The organism is Kaistella polysaccharea (genome assembly GCF_020410745.1).
Classification (GTDB): Bacteria; Bacteroidota; Bacteroidia; order Flavobacteriales; family Weeksellaceae; genus Kaistella; species Kaistella polysaccharea.
The window spans coordinates 2269555-2293188 of record NZ_CP084528.1 but is presented as its reverse complement, the minus strand read 5'-3'; the positions used below and the strand labels follow the sequence as shown (position 1 = coordinate 2293188).

The following is a 23634-nucleotide window of genomic DNA, read 5'->3' as shown; positions in this document are numbered from 1 at the left end:
ATTTATTTGATTTTTTTTTGAGTCTAATTACTCTGCACTAGGTGCATCTGTAGCGTCAGTGCTTGCTTCTGGAGCAGCTTCTGCAGCTGGAGTTTCTTCTGCTTTTGCTTCTTCAGCAACTGGAGTTTCCTCTTCAGTTGATCCCGCAGCATCTTCTTTATTTTGAAGTGCAGAAAGTACATTTCTAAGTGGAGATTGAAGCAATGTGATGATTTCACCAATCATTTCTTCTCTAGACTTGATGCTCACTAAAGCAGCTAAGTTTTCGTCACCAACGTAGAAAGTTTCTTGTAAATAAGCAGATTTCAAAGCTGGAACTTCTGCTTTTTTTCTGAATCCTTGAATCAACTTTGCCGGAGCGTTAGCTGTTTCAGAAATCATTAAAGCGGAGTTACCTTTGAAAGTTGGGAACATCTCAGAGTAATCTACTCCTTCGATTGATTCCAATGCTTTCTGTAGTAAAGTGTTTTTTACAACTTTTACAGTGATATTTTGTTTAAATGCTTGTCTTCTAAACTCTGAAGTCGCAGCAGCATTCATTCCTTCAAGACTTGCTACATAAACCACTTTCGCGTCCTGTAACACTTCCTTTAATTCTTGTATTACTAATACTTTATCTTCTTTTGTCATGTCTTTCAGATTTTAGTTTACAGATTTAGTATCAATTGCAATACCTGGGCTCATGGTAGAAGATAAATAAATACTTCTTACATAAATACCTTTAGACGCAGTTGGTTTCAATTTCATTAATGTCTGAATTAATTCAGCAGCATTTTCTCTGATTTGAGTCGCATCGAAAGATACTTTACCAATTCCTGCATGGATGATTCCGTATTTATCAACTTTAAAATCAATTTTACCTGATTTTACTTCAGATACTGCTTTACCAATATCCATGGTTACAGTTCCTGATTTTGGATTTGGCATTAGACCTCTTGGACCTAAGATTCTACCCAATGGACCTAATTTACCCATCACAGCTGGCATGGTAACGATAACGTCAACATCTGTCCAACCATCTTTTATTTTCTGTAAATACTCGTCAAGACCTACATAATCAGCACCAGCTGCAGTAGCTTCAGCTTCTTTGTCTGGAGTTACTAAAGCAAGTACTTTTACATCTTTACCTGTTCCGTGTGGAAGAGAAACTACGCCTCTTACCATTTGGTTTGCTTTTCTAGGATCAACTCCCAATCTAACAGCCAAGTCTACAGATGCGTCAAATTTTGCAAAGTTTACTTCTTTTACCAAAGCCGAAGCTTCTTCAAGACTGTATACTTTGTTTTTTTCTATTTTGCTTAAAGCTTCCTTTTGCTTTTTCGTTAATTTTGCCATTTCTATTCGTTTTAAGCGTTAGTTGGTTTAGTTCCTGTTACTCTCAATCCCATAGATCTTGCAGTTCCTGCAATCATTGTCATTGCTGGGTCTAACGTAAAGCAGTTAAGATCAGTCATCTTATCTTCTGCGATTTTTTTAACTTGATCCCAAGAAACACTTCCTACTTTAGCTCGGTTAGGTTCACCTGAACCTTTCTTTTGCTTAGAAGCTTCTAAAAGTTGAATAGCAACTGGTGGAGTTTTAATAACGAATTCAAAAGATTTGTCTTCGAATACTGTAATAACTACAGGTAAAACTTGCCCAGGCTTATCTTGAGTTCTTCCGTTAAATTGCTTACAAAACTCCATAATGTTCACCCCTGCAGAACCCAATGCTGGACCTACTGGTGGAGATGGGTTTGCTGCTCCTCCTTTTACTTGGAGCTTAACCATTTTAAAGACTTTTTTAGCCATTTTGATTTTTTAAAAATTAATGAATTTATGAATGTGGAAGCATTTATAAATCTGCAAAGCATGTTCTCATAGCACAACTTTACATTTCGGACTGCAAAATTAAGAATAATTTTTAATTACACAAGGGGTAATGTGTTGATTTTTAGAAAGAATTTCTAAAATAGTTGATACAAATTAAGAGCTTCGTACTTTATTGCAGAAAAGTTTATTCAGATTTTTTAATCTGCGACGGTTCCTTAAAAATAATTCTGACGATCACCTTTCAAAAATTAGATCTCTACATTACTTAAATAAAAAAACCGTTCGCAAAAACGGTTTCTTAAAAATTATAGGATGATTAAATTTAATCTTGATATTTAAATTTCGGATGGTTTGTTTGTGATAGCGCGAAAGCATACATATCTGCATAATTTCGGAAGGTTACATTTTTATCCTGGGTGAAATGTCCGTTTTCATAGTCTACATAAAAAAGCACAGGTTTTCCCGAAGTTGAACTGTTCTGCATCGTCGCGGCAAATTTCGCAGGCATCCACGGAATAACGCGCGGATCATTCATTCCTGTTCTGACTAATACCGCCGGGTATTTAACATTTTCTTTGATTTTATGTTGCGCATCCATTGCAATTAGGCCTTTCAATTCCTCAGGATTTCCCAAAGCACCAGACTCTGGTATTTGATTAGGACCATTAGGTGTAGTTTCCATTCTCAACATGTTGGTGCAGCCAACTTCTGCGATAATCGCCGCAAATAAATCTGGACGTTCTGCCACGGCATTTCCAATAAGAATACCGCCAGCGCTCATTCCTGAACCAATTAGTTTTTCTTTGGAGGTGTATTTATTGTCCACCAAATAATCAGCACAGGCAATAAAATCTTTCCAAGTATTTTCTTTAGTGTTTTTATATGCGGCTTTGTGCCATGCTTCTCCTTTTTCTCCGCCACCTCGCACATGCGCAACAGCAACAATCACATTTTGTCGAAGAAGTGCAAAAATCGTTTCAGAAAAATAGGGGAACATAGAAATTCCGTAGGATCCGTATCCCTCAAGATAAAGAGAATTACTTCCATCCATTTTTATATTTTTTGGATAGATTATGGAGAGTGGCACCATTGTTCCGTCGTGACTTTTAATTTCTATTTCCTTAACCATAAACTCGTCCTTATTGGGATAAACTGCTTTTGAATTAAACAACTTACTGACAGCAATTTTATTTTCTTTCAATTGCAGGTCATAAAAAACGTACGGATTTAACCAGCCATAGTTGACAGCCACTGCTTCATCTCCTTCCCGACTGTTCAATGGTAATACGGCATTACTTCCTTGCGGAAGCGGTATTTTATTTATGGCTAAACTATTACCATCAACCTGATAAATCTCGGTATTCATTCCGTTCGCAACTCCGTAAACTAAATAATTTTTGGTAGCCGTCAATCTGGTAATTAAATTTTTTCCTTCGGGGATGATAATTTTAGCATTTTTAAAATCAGGTTTGCTCATCTCTGTAACTCCGATTTTAAATTGAGGAGCATTCTTGTGCGAAAGAAAAAATACTTTATCTCCTACAACTTCATAATTGGTAATTTCATCATTATATTCGATAAAAGGTTTCCAATTGATAGCGGCAGAACCAAATTCAGAAGCTGGAGCAAAATAAACCAACTGCTCACTTTTCACCGAACCTATGTCCAGAAACATATACTTATAATCGTCTGAAAAATCAACCGATACCCAATTTTCGGGCTTAATAGGAAGCATTGGATTTTTGATTCTCGAGGCGATCTCTAGATCTTTAGAAGGTGCTGTTCCCAAAACGTGCTGCATAGAACGCATATCTTTTAACATGTCGTTGCTCGTATTGTCAGCATTTTGAAGTTTAACATAAAGTACAGATTTCTGATCTGGAGTCCATCCACTGATTCCACCCCAAACTGGAGCCAAAACATCGGGAAGAAGTTTTTGAGTTTTTATATCAATAAATCTGGTTTCACCGACTTCTGAACCGCTTTCTGCTAGACCCATCGCCAAAATTGATCCACCCTTATTGGGTGAAAAATCTTGAATCTGATAAACTTTACCGACAACGTACTTTTCTGGATCGAAAATAAGTGTTTCTTTTCCAGAGCTGTCTCGCATGTATAATCTTGCGACTTTCTCTCCCCGCAAAATTTTGGTGTAGAAATAATTGCTTCCGCTTTTCTTCGCATTGTAATAATCTGAATCTTTTAACTCATCCAGATATTTCATATCATTGTAAAGTTGATCACGACCAGAAATTTTTTCGATATAATTTTTACTAAAATCTGCCTGTTTTTGGAACCAGGTGGTGACTTCAGGATTTTTCATGTCTTCCAACCATCTGTAATTATCTGTAATTTGTACCCCGTTGTAATTATCAATTACTGCTTTTACAGGAGTTGCAGGATAGGCAAGCTGGGCATTGAGATAAACGCCAAAAGCTACTAAAAGTAGCGATATAAAATTTGTTTTCATAGGTCCTTAGTTTATGCCAACAAAGTTAAAGTCAAACCACTACGTGGAATAAGTAGAATCACCCTTTTAAAATTGATAGATCACATTGACTATTTGAAAGTCATATATCAGGTAAATAAAAAAAGACCACTCTTTCGAATGATCTTTTAAATATTTTGAAAAGTAAATTACACTTTTTCTACTTGCATAAAGCTGAGTTCCATAGGAGTTTTTCTTCCGAAAATCATCACAGATACTTCTATTTTCTTTTTCTCTTCATGAAGTTTCTCCACTGTTCCATTAAATCCGTTAAATGGTCCGTCGATAACTTTTACATTTTCACCAACTACAAACGGAATTGCCGTTTCAATTGCGAACTCAGAAAGTTCATCCATTCTGCCCAGCATTCTGTTCACCTCTGATTTACGCATTGGTACAGGATCGCCTCCTTTAGTAGAACTTAGAAATGAAATAACACCAGGAATATTTTTAATAATGTGTGGAATTTCTCCTACCAAATTGGCTTCAACCATTAAGTATCCCGGGTAATAAGGTTTTTCTTTCGGTACCTTTTTACCATTTCTTATCTGGATTACTTTTTCCATAGGAATAACCACTTGAGTTACGAAATCTTCGAAACCATGATGTTTCATTTCGTTCTCAATATAGGTTTTCACCTTATTTTCCTGTCCGCTGATGGATTTCAGTACATACCACTTCAAGTCACTCATTTGGGAAAATAATTTTAATTGAACAGATTGATAAAGAGCGATAAAATATTCGCAATAGATTTACTGAACAACGAATCAACACCAAAAACAAATATCGACAAAAGCACGGTACCGATAGTTACTACTATGGTAGATGATTGTAACTCAGGCCACTTCGGCCATTCAACTTTGTCTTTAAATTCGGTATAAGAACCTTTAATAAAATCTACTAAACTCATTATCTTTTATTTGCACGGGCACAAGGACTCGAACCCTGATCAACGGTTTTGGAGACCGGTATCCTACCATTGGACGATGCCCGTAGATTAAAAAAAAGTTCCGTAAGTTTCCCTACGGAACTTTCATTATGTTTCAGAAATTAGTCTGTGATTTCAGTAACCTGACCTGCACCAACTGTTCTACCACCTTCTCTGATCGCAAATCTAAGACCTACGTTAAGAGCGATTGGCTGCAACAATTCTACAGTAATCGTTAAGTTATCACCAGGCATTACCATTTCTACACCTTCTGGTAAGAAGATCTCACCTGTAACGTCTGTAGTTCTTACATAGAACTGTGGACGGTATTTGTTGTGGAATGGAGTGTGACGACCACCTTCTTCTTTAGAAAGGATATAAACCTCTGCTTTGAATTTTTTGTGTGGAGTTACAGAACCTGCTTTCGCGATTACCATACCTCTTTTGATGTCAGTTTTCTCAATACCTCTTAACAAGATACCTACGTTATCACCAGCTTCACCTCTATCAAGGATCTTACGGAACATTTCTACTCCTGTTACAGTTGATGTTAATTTTTCATCACCCATACCTACGATATCTACTGCATCACCTGTGTTGATAACACCTGCTTCAATTCTTCCTGTAGCAACTGTTCCACGACCTGTAATAGAGAATACGTCTTCAATTGGCATCAAGAATGTTTTGTCAACATCTCTAGTTGGAAGTTCAATCCAAGTATCAACAGCTTCCATCAATTCTTCGATTTTTTCTACCCATTTTGGCTCACCGTTAAGTCCACCAAGTGCAGAACCTTGAATTACTGGAGTATTATCACCATCATAGTCATAAGAAGAAAGAAGTTCTCTAACTTCCATTTCTACTAATTCTAATAATTCAGCGTCATCAACCATATCCACTTTGTTCATAAATACAAGTACGTTAGGTACATTTACCTGACGACAAAGTAAGATATGCTCTCTAGTTTGTGGCATTGGTCCGTCTGTAGCAGCAACTACCAAGATAGCACCATCCATTTGAGCAGCACCAGTTACCATGTTTTTTACATAATCGGCGTGACCTGGACAATCTACGTGAGCGTAGTGTCTGTTTGCAGTTTCATATTCAATGTGTGAAGTATTGATTGTAATACCTCTTTCTTTTTCTTCAGGAGCAGAATCAATAGAAGAGAAATCTCTTGCAGTTCCGAATCCTTTGTCAGATAACACTTTGCTGATTGCAGCTGTAAGTGTAGTTTTACCATGGTCTACGTGACCGATGGTACCAATGTTCAAGTGTGGTTTGTTACGATTAAACGTTTCCTTTGCCATGTTATAAATTATTTATTAATTAATTATTCCTTTTTTCAGTGCGCAAATATAGTGATTTTTTGAATATTGAAAACTTTTTTGGGGAAAAAAATTTAACATTCAAATAACTTGATTTACACGACCTTAGATATTAGTGAAAATATCGGACTGCAAATTTACAGAAAAATATTTATCTGAGAAAATCTAAGTAAATTTTTATTAAAATCTCTTCCCGATAAGTTGATTCATGACACTTCTTCAGTTTTAATAAAATTTACGTGAGTACGAAGAATTTATAATGAAGTTTAAATTGATAGATGATGAAATAGTTTTAGGAGAAAATTAAAATTCCATTTGGATCTTAATCAGAAGAAGACTTAAAATAAAAAATCTCTCGAAAAGAGAGATTATAATAGAGCCAACTATGAGATTTGAACTCACGACCTCTTCCTTACCAAGGAAACGCTCTACCCCTGAGCTAAGTCGGCGAAAAAATTAAAAAAAAATCACAAGCCGCTGTACTGGTTGTGATTTTTTAGAGCGGAAGACGAGGGTCGAACTCGCGACATTCAGCTTGGAAGGCTGACGCTCTACCAACTGAGCTACTTCCGCGTTTTTTGTTTCCAAAAACTGTTGGTAAACGGTCTGCAAATCTAAACATATATTTAAATTATACAAAGCAAAAATGAAAATAAAAAATGTGGGGAGGGTAGGATTCGAACCTACGAAGTCGTAAGACAGCAGAGTTACAGTCTGATCCATTTGGCCACTCTGGAACCTCCCCAATTTTTATTTTTTTAAATGAGCCTCCAGAGGGACTCGAACCCACGACCTGCTGATTACAAATCAGCTGCTCTAGCCAGCTGAGCTACGGAGGCAAAGATTTTAAAGAACTTCTTATCTCTTTTTGCGAGTGCAAATATAAGGGAGTTTTTTTTAAATCTACAAATATTCTTTAACTTTTTTTTATAATTTTTTTTAAGCCAATTCTTTTTTCTTGATTAGCAGCTTTTTAGCGGCTTCCGCACACAGATCAATACTCTCTTCAAATGATGCCGAAGTCTTTTTAACCACGATATCGTCCCCTGGAACTTCTAATTTTATCTCTGCCGTTTTATTTTCTTTTCCACCTCCGTTTTCCACCTTTAGAAAAACCTGACAACCATGGATTTTATCGTAAAAAGTTTCTAACTTATTGAGTTTTTTTTCTAAATACCCTTCAAGTGGTGCATGTGGAGTCAAACCAATTGACTGAACTTTAATTTTCATAATCTAGATTTTTTTTCGCTCTCGGATGAGCATTGTTAAACACTTTTTTTAATTGTTCAATGTTCGCATTGGTATAAACCTGAGTAGATGCCAATGACGAGTGTCCCATTATTTTCTTCACTTTAGAAATCTCTGCGCCGTTATCCAGAACATGCGTTGCAAAACTATGTCGCAGAATATGAGGACTTCTTTTTGTTTTCGAAGACACCAGACCAAGGTAGGAATTAACAGCAGAATAGACAAACTTGTCATTTAGTTTTTTACCCTTTGCGCTGAGGAAAAAATACATCTCGTTATCTACCAAGGGTTTTCTGATGGTTAAATATTTCTTAAAGTCTGCCAAGAGTTTCTCTGCGATAGGAATAATTCGTGATTTATTTCCCTTACCCGTAACTTTTAATTCATTTTTACTGAAGTCAACGTCATTCAGTAGAAGACCTGTAAGTTCTGCCCGCCGCATTCCCGTTTGGTAAAGTGTTTCGATGATGAGTTCTTTCAAAAAACTGCTGTTCTTCGGTTTCGTTTCCAAAGATTCCAGATTCCGCATTTCCTCTTCGGAAAATGGAATTTGTTTTTCTGCGTAAAATTTTAGGGATTGAATGCTTTCTAAAGGTGAAACTTCAACTTCACCAACTTTCAGAAGAAATACATAGAAACTCCGTAGGGTAGAAAGTTTACGGTTAATGCTTCTTTTCGCAATGCCGGTAGCACTCATTTCTGACATGAAATTTCGGATGATTTTTTTATCAACTTTGGTTACATCCTTATGCGCTTCTGTTTTAAGAAGAAAATCCGTAAAATCAGAAAGATCTTTCCGGTAGCTGGTTAGCGTATGAGGCGAGTACCGCCGTTCGACCGCAATAAATTCCAAAAATCTTTCAATCATGCTGCTATATACCAATAAAAAATCACTCCTCAAATATAACTATTTGAAAAGTGATTTCAGTATTTTCAGAAAGAAAATTTTATTTAAGCTTGCTCTTCGCGACTTAAATTTCTCTGCTTGTGGGCAGCTTTCACCTTCGCCTGTCTGTTTACTACAGAAGGTTTGTTGAATTGTTGACGACTTCTAAGAGCTCTGATAGTTCCTGTTTTGTCGAATTTTCTTTTGTATTTTTTTAATGCTCTGTCGATGGATTCACCATCTTTTACTGGGATTATTAACATAATTTACATCTCATTTTGGATTGCAAAAGTATGATTTTTTTCTGAGTTGACAAATTAATTTAGTATTTTTAAAAACTATATTAAAGAAATTATGAAACCCGACTATAAAGTAATTTATGCTTCTGCAGGATCTGGAAAGACTTATGCACTGGTTCAGAATCTGTTAGCAATTTGTCTTAAATATCCAGCACAGGCAGATAAAGTCCGAAATATTCTGGCGCTTACCTTTACCAATAAGGCAGCAAATGAAATGAAACACAGGATTATCAGTTGGTTAAAGGAATTTTCATTAGATACCTATGAGCAGAATGGAGATCTGCAAAACATTAAAAATAAATTAGCAAAAGAAGGTTTTAATATAACATTAGCCGAACTGCACGAGCGGTCAAAAAAAATGCTGGATTATGTTTTACACCACTACTCGACTTTAAATATCGGAACCATCGATAAATTCAACGCCAAACTGGTGCGAAGTTTTTCACAGGAATTGGGTTTGGCGCAAAATTTCGCCCTGGAAATCAATTCTGAACCATTCCTCATAGAAGCTGTTGATAAAATGCTGGAAGAAATTGGGCAGGAAAATAAAATTTCTGAAGCTTTCATGGATTTTGTTAATTATTCGCTGGATAATAATGACCGCTTAAATCTTAATCAAACCCTCTACAATTCGGCAAAAGAATATGTTCAGGATAAACACTATTTTCAACTGAATAAAAATAAAGAATTCGACTGGGAAGTGTATGAAGAAGCCAAAAAGAGACTTCGCCAAAATATAAAAGACCTTCGTGAAGAATCAAGTAAAATTGCCGAAGAATGCTTGATTTTACTCCAGGAAAAAAATTTGGAAATCGGAGATTTTGCAAGTGGCGCAAATGGAATCGGTGGTTTTTTTCAAAAGTTTTTGAAGAGCAAATCACCTTTAATTTATATCTCACGGGAAAAAGATGACAAATGTATAGAATCGATGATGAAAGGTTCTTCCACAAAAGCAAAACATAAGCAGAACGAAATCCTAGAAATCTTAGACTTTTTACTTGCTCAGCGCACAAAAATCATCAATAATCATGTTGAAATTCAGAAAAAAGAAAAAATTCTGCAAGCGCTTTTACCATTAAAAGTTAATAAAGACATACAGGATAAACTCGCAGAAATTGAGTTGGAAAATGATTTGGTGCTTTTATCAAAGTTCAACATTATGATTCATGAAAATCTTCGCGAAGAACCAACCGCTTTTATTTATGAAAAAATTGGGACGAAATTCAGTCATTATTTCTTCGATGAATTTCAGGATACTTCTGAACTGCAGTGGCAAAATTTGATTCCGCTGCGGGATCATGCGAACTCGCAGGAAAATATGAGTTTTACGCTCGTTGGCGATCCGAAGCAAAGTATTTATCGCTTTCGTGGCGGCGATTCGCAACTGATGCTGAATATCATTAATAATAAAGACAATTCAGCAGTTTCCGCGGTGGTAGAAAATCTTGAATTTAATTACAGAAGCGCAAAAAATATTGTCGATTTTAATAATCAACTTTATCTCTACATGTCGCAGTTTACAGAACCTGAACATGAAAAAATATTTGGTCCGGGTTCTCAGCAGATTGCAAAATCTTCTGTAGAAGGTCGAGTGCGGGTAAATCTTTTAGAAAATACGGGTAAGAAAGGAACAGATTATGAAACTGTTTCAGAAATGATGCGCGCAGATATTCAGACCTGTATAAATCAAGGATTTCGCTTTTCAGATATAACGATTCTCTGTCGCGGAAATTTTGATATTTTCAGCTATTCTCAGCATCTCGGCAACTTAAAAGTAAATTATAAAGGCGAAGATGTTTTCATTAAAACCATCTCGGAATCTGGATTAACTTTAAACCTTTCCGTAACATTAATGGCTTTAACTGAATTTTTAAGATGGCAGGAAAACCCCAAAAACATGCAGTATGCGGTAAAAATGCTTTACTATTTAAATGTTCTTGGAAGAATTACAATTGAAGATTTCACGCTTGAAATGACGCAGATTTTGGCGCTGTCTTCTAAATCTGAAATGGAGCAATTTATTCAAGATAAATATAAGCTTCAGCTAACTTCCGAGGATTTATTGCAACTTAACCTGTACAATTACGTAGAACATTTCTTACAGGAATTTACGGTAGAAGGCAAGGAAACCGATTTCCTTTTTAATTATTTGGAAATGTTGTACGCGTACTCACAAAATGCCGGCTCCACTTTAAAAGAGTTTTTAAAATTTTGGGATGAAGAAGCAAATAAGACCACCATTCAAGCATCCGAAAATGTAGATGCGGTACAGATTATGACAATTCACAAATCGAAAGGTTTGGAATTTCCGGTGGTTTTATTGCCAATGCGCAACAAAGCACCTAGTAAAAAAAGCAGTTATTGGTTTGATACAAAGTCTGAAGAAAAATTATCGTCGGTAAACGTGAAATTATTTGATGAAGAGCTGATGACTTATGATGATGAAATCTCTTCTTTTAACTCAAAAAATTCTTATCAACAAAAAATTGATGATTTCTGCTTGCAATATGTCGCAACGACAAGAGCGTCGGAACAACTTTTCTTTTATATTGAAAAAGAGAGCAAAAGCAATAATTATCTTGATATTTTTACTTTTCTAAAGGATAGAATTCCCCTCAATGAAAAAGGAGAGGAACAATCATCTTTTGATCTTTACGAAATTTCTGAGACCGATTTACTGAAAAAAACGAAGTCAAAGAAAACGGAATATAGTACGCAACCCATTCAATTTCGCAATAAAGAAGACAAAAATACGGATGCTATAAAAATCGCAACTCCATCTAAAAACTACCAAAATAGAGTTGAAAAAGTTCGAATGGGAATTTTCACGCACGAAATTCTGGCGCAAATCAATTCTGCGAAGGATGTTGCTCAAGTTCTAGAAAGTTATCTTTTGGAAGGAAAAATTACGCGGGAACAGCATTCGGAAATCAGTGACCGGATTTTTAGTATCATTAATAATGAGAATTATTCTCAATATTTTAAAGAAGATCAAATTGTAATTAATGAAAAAGATATCATGATTTCTGAAAACGGTTTCAGTGAACTTTACCGGCCCGACCGCCTTATTGATACAGAACACGGAATTATTATTCTTGATTTCAAAACTGGTGATGAGGAGGAAAAACATCAATTACAACTCGATAAATACCAATCTGTTTTAGAAAAGCTGGGTAAGACGGTCATTAAATCACAAATCGTGTATGTATAAAAAATGGTCTCTTTGTAGAGACCATTTTCTAATTGCAGTAAATAAATTTATTTTTTCTTTACCGCAGTTACAACCTGCGCTTCCAGTTTGGTTACACTATCATAAATCTGCTTAAAGGCTGGATAATATTCTTTTGGAAAATTAGAATCGTCAATTTGAACAGTTGTTTCAACCGTTAACTTATTCCCATTTTGGGAAACCACATAATTGTATTGTATGGCACTGTCTTCTGTTCTTATTTTCTTGGAACTAGGGATGTTTTCAAATTGATAACCTTCCGGAATCGTAATCGTCACCTTTTTCACGCGATCAAAGGCAGAATAAAATTCAATCGCAGATCTTCTCGGTTCGGATTGATTATAATTGTGATTTTGAGAATATAAAAATAGCAATGGATTAAAAACCAATTTACTTCCGATATGATCTACAAAGGTGTCTGAGGTAAAGTCGAAGCTTGTTTCAAAATCATTGTTTTCCACCAACTGATGTTTAACATTGGTTAGCGGAAATTTATACTCATCCTGATAGTTTTTTGCGTATGATTTCTCATCATCAGTATAGTTTTCATTGGCAATCATAGCGTATAATTTGGTGTCACGATCTGCAAATTTACCTTCAATGGTACCGTCAGTATTTAACTTTGCATCAACAGAAAGGATGGTTTTGCTCACTTCAGGAAAAATAATATTTACCTGTTTTGCATCATCTTTGGTCATTACAATTCCGTATTGGTTCAGGGCACGTGGCGAAATCATATTGATTTCCGTCAATTTAGAAGTGCCGTCTAAAAGATAAATTTTTCCATTATCTACGAATGAAGCCAAAACAAAATTTAGCTGGGTAATCGAAGGGCTGTACGCAAGCAACATCCCGCGCTTTATTGTTGAAAGTACGATAGGATCCGCATCTAAATCTACACTTCTCAACAGCATTGTTAAGAGTAAATTAATTTCAGCTGTATTGCCGATTTTAGTGGCTAATAAATTTTTTATTCCCTTATCAGTAAATGTATTATCCTCTTTATTCCACGCATAATTTGTTTGTACGAATTTTAAAATAGCATCGGCCTTCTGTACTTTATTGCTCATTGCAATAATTTCCGCGGGCAGAAGATTTTTAACTAGATTCTCTTTCTTTAATTGTGAACCAAAATCATCATGATCATACAAACGTTTTTGAATATCCTTCCAAGACAAAGAATAGGAAGTGAATATATTATTAATTAACGTAGAATTAAGCTCGGCCCTTATTCCGGTTTTATAATTATCATTATTCAAAACATATTTTTCATCTTTAAAGGCAGGAATATTTTCATACGCAAATCGATGCGTTTGAAAGTCCTTTCCATACAACACTCTAGGTTCGGCAAAACGATGTTTAGGAATCAAACTTCCTTTATAATTAATAGAATATCCCAGCGGGTTTGCATGATCAAATACATATTCTACATATTTAACCGGAATATCTTCTTCAATTAAAACCCTCGGAGTTGAAGTTAAAAATGGACTTTCAAGGGTATAGGAATGTTCCACAACCGACCCATTTTTAACATTCGCATAAGCAAACTTAGTAATGGTATAATTTTTATCTTCTTTTGACTTAAATTTTTCATCACGCTGAATTTTCGTAGTGGTCATTTTTTCATTTTCCCAGTTGTAAGTCACGACCTTTAAATCACTCAACTTTTCCTGATCACCTCTGCCATTATTATACAGCGGAATTTCGTAGTCTAAGTAGTCTCCCGCATTGTCTTTGTTGTAAATTTTTATTCGGCTGATAATTTCTTGCTTAATATTGCCATTATAATCCACAATAAAATGGATGGATCGGTATAATACTTCTGCGGGAGCATCAGCGTCTATTTTTGATTTCGTCTTTTTTAAATCCTCATCAGAAATTTTGGGATCGTTTAGAAACTTATGTTGTGAATAGAAGAAACTCACAAATAGAAATGCGAGTAAAAGTGGTAATTTTTTCCTCATATTTTTGATATTAAAATTTTAGTATTGTCTTTGGTTGCAGTTTTTTTGCGGAATTCTACATAATCTTTAAATTTCTCTTTCGGATAAATTCCTTTTTTAATGGTTAATATTCTGCGAACCATTAATTTATCGCCGTTCATTTTATAAGCCAAGGAATAAGAACCAAATTCTGTAGAAAAATCGGACGTCTCCGGAAGATCTGTGAATTGATATCCGAATGGTGCAGAAAATTCAATTTCATAATCATCCTGAAACGGAAAAGAAGTTTCGAAAGGAAGCACTCTTTCTGTATTTGTTGTAAAAGTAACTGCCGGATAAAAAGGCATTGCGGGAAAAAATAAATCATTGCCCAATTTCTTAGAAAAACCTTTAGCTTTTAGATTAAGATCATAACTAATCGTAGCATGATCGCGATTGTTCGAAAGATTCTGAACTGCGATTTGATCGATTTGCAAATTGTAATGTCTATTTTTCAGTGCTTCTTTAATTTCATCACTTTTCAGACTGAACAAACCAAGGTTTGTATCATATTGGCCACCTGTAAACTGAAAATTCGCATTTGAAGTAATAGACCCATCTTCTGCCAATTGCACCTTAGCAACCATTAATTCTTTACTTTCTTCTGGTTTGTAAGTTGGAGTGTCGATGATTTTAATTCCGTTTTCATCAACTGCTAAAACATTTCTGTTGTGCGAAGAATACGAAAGATGATTAAACGCAAAGCGCTGCGACGTATTTTCTAACCAAATCGGGTTTTTCTCTGTAGGAACCATCAAGATCACATGATTTCCTGATAATTTAGGGAAGTCTTTATCAAAACTAATTACCGAATCATCATTGTAAATAACTGAATAGTAGGATGGGATTCCGGCTGCAGTAAGCAAAGTTCTCATATAATTAGTAAGCGCTTTACAATCCCCGTAACCTTTTTTAGCTACTTCGGAAGCAGGCATTGGTTGCCAACCACCAATCCCCATGGCAATCAAAACATAGCGCGTTTTATTCTGCATGTATTGGTAAAGTGTTTTAACCTTCTCAGATGTGGATCCCGATAAATTTAGCGCTGCAACTTCCGCGGAAATTTCGGGCGTAATCTGGGAAACTGGACTTATTAGATCATTAAAATACCATTTACCGAAACTGTTCCAATCTGTTAAATCTCCTTGTCGACCCTCCAATGTAAATTTCTCCGGAGAGAATTCAACCTTGGGTACTAAATAATTTAAACTGGGCGATAAATCTTCCGGACTTATTGCAGTAATATTTTGATATGAATATTTCCAGACATTTCCCTCTTTAGATTCTAAAACCTTGCCTATTGGTTTATCGTTTATTTTAATTCTGATAGAAATTCCAGAATTATTGACAATGCTAAAATTACTTTTCTCCAAAGCCAAATTGTAACCGTTAATCGGAGAAAAATTACTTAAGTAAACTGTATTAGACGTATTGGTTTCGTAAGAAGTTTTTAAAGTAAAGGGATATTTTGTGGATATCGTACGAAGAATCAAAATACGATCGTCAGTATATAAACCTGCACTTGGATTATTGGTATAATCAGCGAAATCTTTTTTGGCAAAAGTTTTATCTAATTTCCCTGATGCATCAAACATTTCAACTTTAATGTTATTGACTTTGGTGGTAGGATTATAAGGAATCGAAACTGTTGAATGACGATCCCCTGCAGCACTCATAATGGTTACCACATGAGTTTCTTTAATCGTCATCTCATTCACCGATTTCAGAATGTAGTCTTCTGAATGTTCCCGGATAACTGCGTTGGCATTGACGAGAAGGTTTTCTGGTATTGAATTTACAGCATAATTCTGTGCAAAACACCATGTTGATAAAACAGCGAAGAACAATTGGTAGATTTTGATCATAAGATATTTTTATGAATGTACTAATTTCCTTCGGTCGGCAGAAACACCCGCTGGGCCAATTCCTGATCAAAAAGATAAAGTGCAGACGGATTTTCCGAAACCATCTTAATCTTAGTTACGAGTTGCGACGCGCTTGCTTCCTCTTCTATTTGCTCAGTGACAAACCACTGCAGGAAAGAAACTGTTGCAAAATCACCTTCGTCATTGGCGTTTTTAAGAATATTGAAAATACTTTTTGTTACCAGTCTTTCATGCTCCAAAGCTTTTATAAAGATTTCCGTGGAAGACGAAAATTCGTGAGGTGGTTTTTCAATAGTTCCCATGATAATTGGTGCGCCTACATCATTTAAGTAATCGAACATTTTATCTGCGTGCATCAATTCTTCTTTACTCTGCACCCGAAAATAATTCGCAATCCCATCTAAATCTCGCGCGTAAAACCACGCCGACATCGAGAGGTAATACTGAGCGGCAAATTGTTCGTTTGTAATCTGCTGATTTAATAATTCAGCAATATTTGTACTTATCATAATTATAGTTATCTAACAAATATAGAAAAAATAAACACGAAAAAAGCGGAATTTACATTCCGCTTCAACATTAAAAAATAAACTATGAAGTTACTATTTTGCCTGGTGTTTGTGCATTTGATGTTTCTTCATCATTTGTCCTTTTTTCTGCATTTTTTGCTGATTACTGGCCATCCATTTTTGATATTGATCTGGGGTTAGGATTTGTCGCATTTCAGCTTGATGTTGCATGCGTTTTGCTTTCATGCTTTCCATTTTCGCTTTTCTTTCAGCCTGTCTTTGTGGCTGCATCTGCTTTCTTTCAGCCATCCGTTTATCTTGCAAAGTTTGCAATTGTGCAACCTGTGTTTGAGAAAGATTTAAATCAGTTTGCATTTTTTTCAAATGATCGGCTCTTTTCTGTTCCATTTGCGCTGGATCTTTTTTCATCATCTGACCATTTTGTTGTGCAATTGCAAAAGTTCCTACTGCAAGAAATGCTGCGCTTAAGATTAATTTTTTCATTTTAATATATTTATTAATTATCGTTTTACATGGTTTGGATAACCAAGTGACTGAGGAGTTAAAGCATCGCATCATAAACTTTTGTTAAATCGGAAAATTATCTTAAAAACCGTACTTTTAATCTATTTCCTACTACGCTAATCCTTTTAGAAATTCATTCCATCAATTATATAAAAAAAGAGCAGTCTTTATTCAAAACTGCTCTTCCATCATTATTAACATTAAAATCTAAAATTATCGGGAGATTAATCTTTATCCCGAGTTTCTTAAGCTGGAATTTCTGCTTCTCGCACCAGCATCACTGTTTCTGCTTCCAGAATTAATTTCAATTTTAGAAGAAGGCGCAGTGCTTCTTGAATTTCTTTCAGGTTGTACCGTTTCCGTTCTAAATCCGCTATTATTTGCAGGTCGTTCTACTTCTCTTCTGTTCGTATTGTTTCTGGGTACAGCCGTATCATTTCTATTTGAAGTGTTCGGTGTAACTGTTCCAGATTTAAAAGTATTACTGCCTGAGCGTGTAACAGATCCGTTGGTATCATTTCTAAAACCATTGTCGCGGTTATTATACATGTTTTGTGTCTGACCTGAACGTGACGTCTGTTGAAATCCTATATTTGATCTGGAATTACCTTGGTGATAATCATTTCTGTTTACGCGGTAAACATTTACATTCACGTTGCGGTATCTTGGCACCACATAGATGTTCCTTGCATAATGTTGACGGTTATAATTCTGATAATATATTACCGGATTGTACCCGTTATAATAATTATTTTGGAAAACTACAAATAGGCCGGGTCCCATAATTCTTTGCAATGCATAAAAACGGTCGTAATACCAACGATCAGGATTGTATCTGTAGTATTGATTCCATGCTGAGTAAGACGTATAACTGTCATTCAACATCATAATTTGCTGCACTTGCCAAGGGGAAAGTCTGTGCATCGCAAAAAACCTATTCCAGTTTACGTTATTAATACTGCTTCGGTAGTCGCTGTAATAATTTCTGTACAAATCATTATTATAATAATCTGCCGGATATTCATAGTAATAATCATCAGGGAAGTAAAACTGATCATCTTCATCGCCATAATAATTACTATTACCATATCCGTTATTCGGATAATAATCAGGGTAATTTTGAGCGGAAACCAATGTCATCATAAACACTGATAAACCAAGTATAATTTTTTTCATTTCAATTTAGTATTTATATTGATTCATTAACTAATAATTAAAAAACGTGCCATTATTTTCTGCAATATATAATTTTATTAGAAAAATAGTCAGAGTTAATGAATCATCACTCTTGATTTGATATAAAAAAGAAACAGAAGTTAAATTCATTGATTTAACTTCTGTTTTTAATAATGTAAATGTCTGTAAATAACCGTATTAGCGATGTATCATTTCCCACAATTAATCACTCAGATTCTATTTGAATCTTCGATCCAATAGGCTATTTTTTTATTGAAATCTGTCTGTGTAATAAGATCTTCCACATTTAGATGCATCCGATATCTCCAATAATGCGGAAATTCTGCAGGATTGTTAATTCGCTCTTCATCCATATTCGGATTTTTCAGGTTTTTATCAGTGGCTAAAAATTCCTGAATCGGAAAAATTGCCAACATCGCATCGTTGTAAAGATGCTGCAACATGATAATCTCTGCGAGTTGTGGCTCTAAACTCCAGGGTGCAGTTCCATACTGCCCTAATTGTTCATGGAAATAATCTTGAGTAAGCTGGCAGTCTTCCTGCCACCACTGTCTGAGGGTAGAGCTGTCATGTGAACTTGCAGTAACTACATTCATATAAGTGGCATTTTGAGGATCGTACCAGGGAATATCATCTGATGGCATCCGCTGAACTTTTAAAGCAGTAATTCCCAGGCGATCCATTACTTGCGGCACACAATCGGGCACAAGACCCAGATCTTCTCCGCAAATTAACATATCAGTAGCATTTAAAATAACGGGTAGTTTTTCCATTCCCTTTTGATACCACAAACCATCTTGACGTTGGAAGAAATAATCACGATATAATTCGGCAAGTTTCCATTTCTCATTATCATTTAAATATTTGTAAGAATCTGTCTTTTCAATATTAAATCGCGGGTGATAAACATACTCGTCATCTCCTTTCTGCTCCTGTAAAAATAAAACGTTTGCGGCCAATGAAATCAACCGCTCTTCTGCCCAATCAAAAGAATTTGTTTTAAAATATTCCGCGAGCTTCCGCTGTGTATCAAATTCATCCTTAAAAGTATAAGTCCCATCAAAATGATTATTCATAAAGTGACTTTGAATTGAATCTCGTTCGTCTCCAAAATAATCCCAGAGAATTTGATCATTGATGAAAGGCTTACAAAATCTTTCATAATTAAAGTAAATATCTCTAGCTTCAAATTCTTCAATACGAACTGGGACAGCAGGATAGAAATAGCCTAAAATCCCTTGCGTAGCACTCATTGGCATTCTCCATATTCTGAAAAAACCAAGAATATGGTCAATTCGCATCGCATCGAAATATTGTTCCAATGCTTTAAAACGGTTTTTCCACCAACGGTAGCCATCTTCTTTCATCGCTTCCCAATTATAGGTAGGAAATTCCCAGTTTTGACCTAAGTCGGTAAACTGATCTGGCGGTGCGCCGGCTTGAAAATCCATTCCAAACAATTCAGGTTCTGTCCAGGCTTCTACCGAATATCTATAAATACCAATTGGCAAATCGCCTTTCACAGAAATTCCTAAACCGTGCGTATAATCGATGGCATCCTTTAGTTGTAAATGCAATTGATATTGAACCCACGAATGAAGCATCGTAGTTTCATAATCCTTGTTTTTAGGCGAAAAGAATGGCGCTATTTTACCAGCGATATATTTTTTGTGGGTTTTCCAATCATTAAAATTCGGCGTTTTATATTTATCTCTTAAAACACAGAAAGCAGAATATGGCAGTAGCCATTCTTCATTTTCTTTAAGGAATTTCTTAAAGTTTCGGTCTTTGAAAATTTTATCAATATTCGATTCAAAAATTATTTTAGCATATTTCCATTTTCCGGCAATAACCTTTTCATAATCGATAAGAGACAATTCATTCAAGGCATCTTTTTCTGCCGTGTATTCCTCTACTACATCTTTTGGCAAAGAATATTCAAGTTTTTCGATGGATAAATACTGGGGATGAAGCGCATAAACTGAAATCGCAGCGTACGGATATGAGTCGGTCCAGGAATAATTGGCAGTCGTATCATTAATTGGTAAAATCTGTAAGACTGAAAGATTTGTTTCTTTTGCCCAATCCGCTAAATTTTTCAAATCTGGAAATTCTCCTACGCCAAAGCCATTTTCTGTTCTTAAAGAGAAAACAGGAACCGCAACTCCGGCAGCATGGTACATTTCGTATGATTTAAATTTGAAAAAATGATCGGATTTTATCTGAAGGGTATTCTTCTCCGAATTTGGTAGCGCCCAGCGATTAGGACCATATTCCACATCGAAAACTTCTCCGCTTTCAATGTTCATTAAACCGTATTTATAATCAATCATCTGATTTTGCGGAAGGACAACTGCTGCCTCCCAAATTCCAAAATCAGTTTGAGTCATCGGCAATGTTTTAAGATATTGCCAGTTGCCCAGCACTTCGCAATTACCCAGCATCACGACCTGCCAATTAGGGTTATAAACCGGAGCTTCCAGACGGAACAGATGAGTGTGTTTTTTTAACGCGGTCACCTTTCCTGGTTTAAAATCCCGCAATTTATTTTTCAGAATCTTATTATTGAGATAATTCTCGGGGAAGTTTTTTGCATTCCAGGAATCATAAATTAGGAATTCCTCATAATTGTGGGGGAAAGTCAAATGGTGTACAGAATATTCTTCGTCTAAAATGGACCTGTCTTCGCCGATCAACTGATATTTGTACGCGATACTTTTAGAGAAATAATCAATATCTGCAGTCCAGTTGCCATTATCGGTATATTTTAAGGCGTGAATTTTTTCTTCTGTTCCGTCTTCTAACACCAGAACTTGCAGATTTTCACCGACTTTCGTTCTGAAATTTATATTAAGATATAGTTTCATCAAAGTTATTTTTAATGAATGCAATTTAAGAAATTTTAAGTCAATTATAGAAGATAATTTGTTACTTTTAAATTTAATTATTTTAGTTTATGAATTGAAAATCATTTCATTACGACAAGAATTTAAGAACATGCGAAAAATCATTAATAATAAGGCAAATGGATTTTGGAAAATAAAAAAGCCACTATTTGTATTAAAAAGTGGCTTGTATTAAAAGAGATGTAAAAGATCCTACGAAATCGAATAGCTCGTTCCTTCTCTTCCATCTTTTAACTCAATTCCTTCAGCGAGCAAACGGTCGCGGATTTGGTCAGATAAATCAAAATTTTTGGATTTACGGGCTTGATTTCTTAGGTCAATTAAAACTTGCAGCGTCTGATCCAACTTTTCATTGTTATTCTCTTCGATGTTCTTTAAACCTAAAACATCAAAAACGAAATCGTTCATTAATGTTTTCAATTCCTGCAAATCATTTTGTGTAATGGTTTCTTTTCCATCCTTTAATTTAAAGATGAAATTAACCGCCTCGAAAAGATTCGCAATCAAAATCGGCGAATTAAAATCGTCGGTTAAAGCGGTATAGCATTTTTCTTTCCAAGCATTGATATCAAAAGTGGAAACCTCAGCACTTGAGAAATTATTATTTGAAAGCACTTTCATGGCTTCCATCAAACGCTGAAATCCTTTTTCACTGGCGACCATGGCTTCATTAGAAATATCTAAAACACTGCGGTAATGCGCCTGCATAAAATTAAAACGAACAATTGTTGGATGAAAAGGTTTTTCAAAAAAGTCGTTACTGCCAGAAACGAGTTCCATCGGTAATATATAATTTCCCGTAGATTTGCTCATTCGCTGTCCGTTCATAGTAAGCATATTGGCGTGCATCCAGTAATTTACGGGCGCAACATCATTACATGCTTTTCCTTGGGCAACTTCACATTCGTGATGCGGGAATTTCAAATCCATTCCACCACCGTGAATATCGAATTTTTCACCTAAATATTTCGTTGACATCGCGGTACATTCCAAATGCCAACCGGGAAAACCTTCGCCCCAAGGAGAATTCCAACGCATGATATGTGCAGGAGAAGCGGCTTTCCACAGGGCAAAATCTTGTGGATTTTTCTTTTCACTTTGACCGTCTAAATCACGGGTGTTGGCAAAAAGTTCGTCTATATTTCTCCGGGAAAGTTCACCGTAATTTAAACCACGACTGTTGTATTCCAAAACATCAAAATAAACAGAACCATTGCTTTCGTAGGCAAAACCTTTATCTATTAATTTTTGCGTCAATTCAATCTGTTCTAAAATATGTCCGGTTGCGGTTGGTTCGATCGTAGGTGGAAGCAAATTAAATACTTCTAAAACTTTGTGAAAATCAACAGTATATTTCTGTACAATTTCCATGGGTTCCAGTTTTTCCAAGCGCGACTGTTTTACAAAACGGTCGTTATCAACATCGCCATCATCTGTTAAATGCCCGGCATCGGTAATGTTTCTTACATAACGAACTTTGTAACCCAAGTGAACCAAAGAGCGGTAAATGAAATCAAAAGACATAAATGTACGGACATTTCCCAAATGTACATTACTGTAAACGGTTGGTCCGCAAACATACATTCCGACGCTGTTTTCATGTATAGGCGTGAAAATTTCTTTTTCACCGGAGAGGGAATTGTATATTTTTAAATTCATTTTATTAAAAGTTTGAGATTAGTCCAATTTCGCACGACTTCCTACATAATGCAGGAATTCCTGTCTGCTGATGGGATTGGTTCTGAAAAGTCCACTAAGTTCTGCAGTCGTTGTAGAACTCGCTGTATCTTTTATACCACGACAGTTTACGCACAAGTGTTTCGCTTCGATAATGCAGGCAACATCTTTGGTTCCCAATGCATCCTTTAGGGCATCTACAATTTGCATGGTTAGCCTTTCCTGAACTTGCGGTCGCTTGGCATAATAATCTACGATTCTGTTTATCTTGGAAAGTCCGATGACTTCGCCATTCGAAATATAGGCAACATGAGCCCGACCGATAATCGGCAAGAAATGATGTTCGCAGAAAGAATATACCGTAATGTCTTTTTCAACCAACATTTGGCGGTATTTATATTTATTAGAAAAAGTAGAAATACGCGGTTTATTTTCCGGAAGCAATCCCCCGAAAATTTCATTAACGTACATTTTCGCAACGCGTTTCGGAGAATCTTTTAGCGAATCATCAGTCATATCCATTCCTAAAGTTTCCATAATCTGATGGAAATGTTTCTGGATAATTTCAATTTTTTCGGCTGGTAATTTTTCAAAAGCATCATCTCTTAAAGGAGTATGTTCTTTTCCGGTAAATAAGTCATCATCAAAGTCGATATCTTGATCCATATTTTTGATATTATGAAAAGCAAAATTAAGGATTTAATTTATGTTTTAGACCTTTAGAAATAAACTCAG

At 35.6% G+C, this 23634-nt stretch carries 19 protein-coding genes and 5 tRNA genes; 1 reads left to right on the top strand and 23 read right to left on the bottom strand.

Annotated features, from left to right (window positions below; genetic code table 11):
• Window positions 1-27: 27 nt before the first annotated feature.
• The 15 genes from rplJ to rpsU all read right to left on the bottom strand — a co-directional run bounded on the left by rplJ (window position 28) and on the right by rpsU (window position 8952).
• Window positions 28-630 (bottom strand): 50S ribosomal protein L10, encoded by a 603-nt coding sequence (gene rplJ, locus LC814_RS10655; RefSeq protein ID WP_226063906.1) that lies wholly within the window; start codon window positions 628-630, stop codon window positions 28-30.
• A gap of 12 nt (window positions 631-642) precedes the next feature.
• The gene (gene rplA, locus LC814_RS10650) at window positions 643-1335 is read right to left on the bottom strand and encodes a 50S ribosomal protein L1 (protein WP_226063905.1); all 693 of its coding nucleotides are present in this window, start codon (window positions 1333-1335) and stop codon (window positions 643-645) included.
• A gap of 11 nt (window positions 1336-1346) precedes the next feature.
• Entirely contained in the window at window positions 1347-1790 is a 444-nt protein-coding gene (gene rplK / locus LC814_RS10645; protein WP_226063904.1) for a 50S ribosomal protein L11, read from the bottom strand.
• Between the two features lie 343 nt (window positions 1791-2133).
• A complete protein-coding gene (locus LC814_RS10640) occupies window positions 2134-4281 on the bottom strand; it encodes a prolyl oligopeptidase family serine peptidase (protein ID WP_226063903.1) in 2148 nt (715 codons plus the stop codon).
• 167 nt (window positions 4282-4448) lie between these two features.
• Window positions 4449-4991, bottom strand: a complete 543-nt coding sequence (nusG, locus tag LC814_RS10635; RefSeq protein ID WP_226063902.1) for a transcription termination/antitermination protein NusG — start codon at window positions 4989-4991, stop codon at window positions 4449-4451.
• 14 nt (window positions 4992-5005) lie between these two features.
• The gene (gene secE, locus LC814_RS10630; protein WP_226063901.1) at window positions 5006-5209 is read right to left on the bottom strand and encodes a preprotein translocase subunit SecE; all 204 of its coding nucleotides are present in this window, start codon (window positions 5207-5209) and stop codon (window positions 5006-5008) included.
• 13 nt (window positions 5210-5222) lie between these two features.
• A tRNA-Trp gene (locus LC814_RS10625) sits at window positions 5223-5293 on the bottom strand.
• Between the two features lie 56 nt (window positions 5294-5349).
• Window positions 5350-6537, bottom strand: coding sequence for an elongation factor Tu (gene tuf, locus LC814_RS10620; protein ID WP_226063900.1), 1188 nt, complete (start codon window positions 6535-6537; stop codon window positions 5350-5352).
• Window positions 6538-6932: 395 nt separating this feature from the next.
• Window positions 6933-7004, bottom strand: a tRNA-Thr gene (locus LC814_RS10615).
• Window positions 7005-7055: 51 nt separating this feature from the next.
• Window positions 7056-7128: transfer RNA gene (locus LC814_RS10610), tRNA-Gly, on the bottom strand.
• Window positions 7129-7217: 89 nt separating this feature from the next.
• A tRNA-Tyr gene (locus LC814_RS10605) sits at window positions 7218-7300 on the bottom strand.
• Window positions 7301-7320: 20 nt separating this feature from the next.
• Window positions 7321-7394, bottom strand: a tRNA-Thr gene (locus LC814_RS10600).
• Window positions 7395-7494: 100 nt separating this feature from the next.
• On the bottom strand, window positions 7495-7785 hold the full coding sequence (locus LC814_RS10595) for an HPF/RaiA family ribosome-associated protein (RefSeq protein ID WP_226063899.1): 291 nt from the start codon (window positions 7783-7785) through the stop codon (window positions 7495-7497).
• Window positions 7775-8671, bottom strand: coding sequence for a tyrosine-type recombinase/integrase (locus tag LC814_RS10590; protein ID WP_226063898.1), 897 nt, complete (start codon window positions 8669-8671; stop codon window positions 7775-7777). The genes LC814_RS10595 and LC814_RS10590 overlap by 11 nt, the downstream gene beginning before the upstream one ends.
• Before the next feature lie 83 nt (window positions 8672-8754).
• Window positions 8755-8952, bottom strand: coding sequence for a 30S ribosomal protein S21 (rpsU, locus tag LC814_RS10585; RefSeq protein ID WP_226063897.1), 198 nt, complete (start codon window positions 8950-8952; stop codon window positions 8755-8757).
• Window positions 8953-9043: 91 nt separating this feature from the next.
• Here rpsU and LC814_RS10580 point away from each other — a divergent pair, with 91 nt between their 5' ends.
• On the top strand, window positions 9044-12199 hold the full coding sequence (locus LC814_RS10580) for a UvrD-helicase domain-containing protein (protein ID WP_226063896.1): 3156 nt from the start codon (window positions 9044-9046) through the stop codon (window positions 12197-12199).
• A gap of 47 nt (window positions 12200-12246) precedes the next feature.
• Here LC814_RS10580 and LC814_RS10575 read toward each other — a convergent pair whose 3' ends face one another.
• From LC814_RS10575 to folE, 8 genes are all read right to left on the bottom strand, one after another.
• On the bottom strand, window positions 12247-14181 hold the full coding sequence (locus LC814_RS10575) for a DUF3858 domain-containing protein (RefSeq protein WP_226063895.1): 1935 nt from the start codon (window positions 14179-14181) through the stop codon (window positions 12247-12249).
• Window positions 14178-16064, bottom strand: a complete 1887-nt coding sequence (locus LC814_RS10570; protein ID WP_226063894.1) for a DUF3858 domain-containing protein — start codon at window positions 16062-16064, stop codon at window positions 14178-14180. Before LC814_RS10570 ends, LC814_RS10575 begins: the two co-directional genes overlap by 4 nt.
• A gap of 20 nt (window positions 16065-16084) precedes the next feature.
• A complete protein-coding gene (locus LC814_RS10565; RefSeq protein ID WP_226063893.1) occupies window positions 16085-16594 on the bottom strand; it encodes a ferritin in 510 nt (169 codons plus the stop codon).
• Window positions 16595-16687: 93 nt separating this feature from the next.
• Window positions 16688-17098: a DUF4890 domain-containing protein gene (locus tag LC814_RS10560; protein WP_226063892.1), complete on the bottom strand. Its 411-nt coding sequence runs from the start codon at window positions 17096-17098 to the stop codon at window positions 16688-16690.
• Between the two features lie 252 nt (window positions 17099-17350).
• Window positions 17351-18295, bottom strand: coding sequence for a hypothetical protein (locus LC814_RS10555; RefSeq protein WP_226063891.1), 945 nt, complete (start codon window positions 18293-18295; stop codon window positions 17351-17353).
• 230 nt (window positions 18296-18525) lie between these two features.
• On the bottom strand, window positions 18526-21183 hold the full coding sequence (locus LC814_RS10550) for a 4-alpha-glucanotransferase (RefSeq protein ID WP_226063890.1): 2658 nt from the start codon (window positions 21181-21183) through the stop codon (window positions 18526-18528).
• A 231-nt stretch (window positions 21184-21414) separates the two neighbouring features.
• Entirely contained in the window at window positions 21415-22881 is a 1467-nt protein-coding gene (cysS, locus tag LC814_RS10545) for a cysteine--tRNA ligase (protein ID WP_226063889.1), read from the bottom strand.
• Window positions 22882-22899: 18 nt separating this feature from the next.
• The gene (gene folE, locus LC814_RS10540; protein ID WP_226063888.1) at window positions 22900-23565 is read right to left on the bottom strand and encodes a GTP cyclohydrolase I FolE; all 666 of its coding nucleotides are present in this window, start codon (window positions 23563-23565) and stop codon (window positions 22900-22902) included.
• Between the last annotated feature and the right edge of the window lie 69 nt (window positions 23566-23634).

What these genes read in the sequence shown, in the direction of transcription:
- rplJ (WP_226063906.1), bottom strand. Translation starts at nt 630, where the DNA reads ATGACAAAAGAAGATAAAGTATTAGTAATACAAGAATTAAAGGAAGTG.
- rplA (WP_226063905.1), bottom strand. Translation starts at nt 1,335, where the DNA reads ATGGCAAAATTAACGAAAAAGCAAAAGGAAGCTTTAAGCAAAATAGAA.
- rplK (WP_226063904.1), bottom strand. Translation starts at nt 1,790, where the DNA reads ATGGCTAAAAAAGTCTTTAAAATGGTTAAGCTCCAAGTAAAAGGAGGA.
- LC814_RS10640 (WP_226063903.1), bottom strand. Translation starts at nt 4,281, where the DNA reads ATGAAAACAAATTTTATATCGCTACTTTTAGTAGCTTTTGGCGTTTAT.
- nusG (WP_226063902.1), bottom strand. Translation starts at nt 4,991, where the DNA reads ATGAGTGACTTGAAGTGGTATGTACTGAAATCCATCAGCGGACAGGAA.
- secE (WP_226063901.1), bottom strand. Translation starts at nt 5,209, where the DNA reads ATGAGTTTAGTAGATTTTATTAAAGGTTCTTATACCGAATTTAAAGAC.
- tuf (WP_226063900.1), bottom strand. Translation starts at nt 6,537, where the DNA reads ATGGCAAAGGAAACGTTTAATCGTAACAAACCACACTTGAACATTGGT.
- LC814_RS10595 (WP_226063899.1), bottom strand. Translation starts at nt 7,785, where the DNA reads ATGAAAATTAAAGTTCAGTCAATTGGTTTGACTCCACATGCACCACTT.
- LC814_RS10590 (WP_226063898.1), bottom strand. Translation starts at nt 8,671, where the DNA reads ATGATTGAAAGATTTTTGGAATTTATTGCGGTCGAACGGCGGTACTCG.
- rpsU (WP_226063897.1), bottom strand. Translation starts at nt 8,952, where the DNA reads ATGTTAATAATCCCAGTAAAAGATGGTGAATCCATCGACAGAGCATTA.
- LC814_RS10580 (WP_226063896.1), top strand. Translation starts at nt 9,044, where the DNA reads ATGAAACCCGACTATAAAGTAATTTATGCTTCTGCAGGATCTGGAAAG.
- LC814_RS10575 (WP_226063895.1), bottom strand. Translation starts at nt 14,181, where the DNA reads ATGAGGAAAAAATTACCACTTTTACTCGCATTTCTATTTGTGAGTTTC.
- LC814_RS10570 (WP_226063894.1), bottom strand. Translation starts at nt 16,064, where the DNA reads ATGATCAAAATCTACCAATTGTTCTTCGCTGTTTTATCAACATGGTGT.
- LC814_RS10565 (WP_226063893.1), bottom strand. Translation starts at nt 16,594, where the DNA reads ATGATAAGTACAAATATTGCTGAATTATTAAATCAGCAGATTACAAAC.
- LC814_RS10560 (WP_226063892.1), bottom strand. Translation starts at nt 17,098, where the DNA reads ATGAAAAAATTAATCTTAAGCGCAGCATTTCTTGCAGTAGGAACTTTT.
- LC814_RS10555 (WP_226063891.1), bottom strand. Translation starts at nt 18,295, where the DNA reads ATGAAAAAAATTATACTTGGTTTATCAGTGTTTATGATGACATTGGTT.
- LC814_RS10550 (WP_226063890.1), bottom strand. Translation starts at nt 21,183, where the DNA reads ATGAAACTATATCTTAATATAAATTTCAGAACGAAAGTCGGTGAAAAT.
- cysS (WP_226063889.1), bottom strand. Translation starts at nt 22,881, where the DNA reads ATGAATTTAAAAATATACAATTCCCTCTCCGGTGAAAAAGAAATTTTC.
- folE (WP_226063888.1), bottom strand. Translation starts at nt 23,565, where the DNA reads ATGGATCAAGATATCGACTTTGATGATGACTTATTTACCGGAAAAGAA.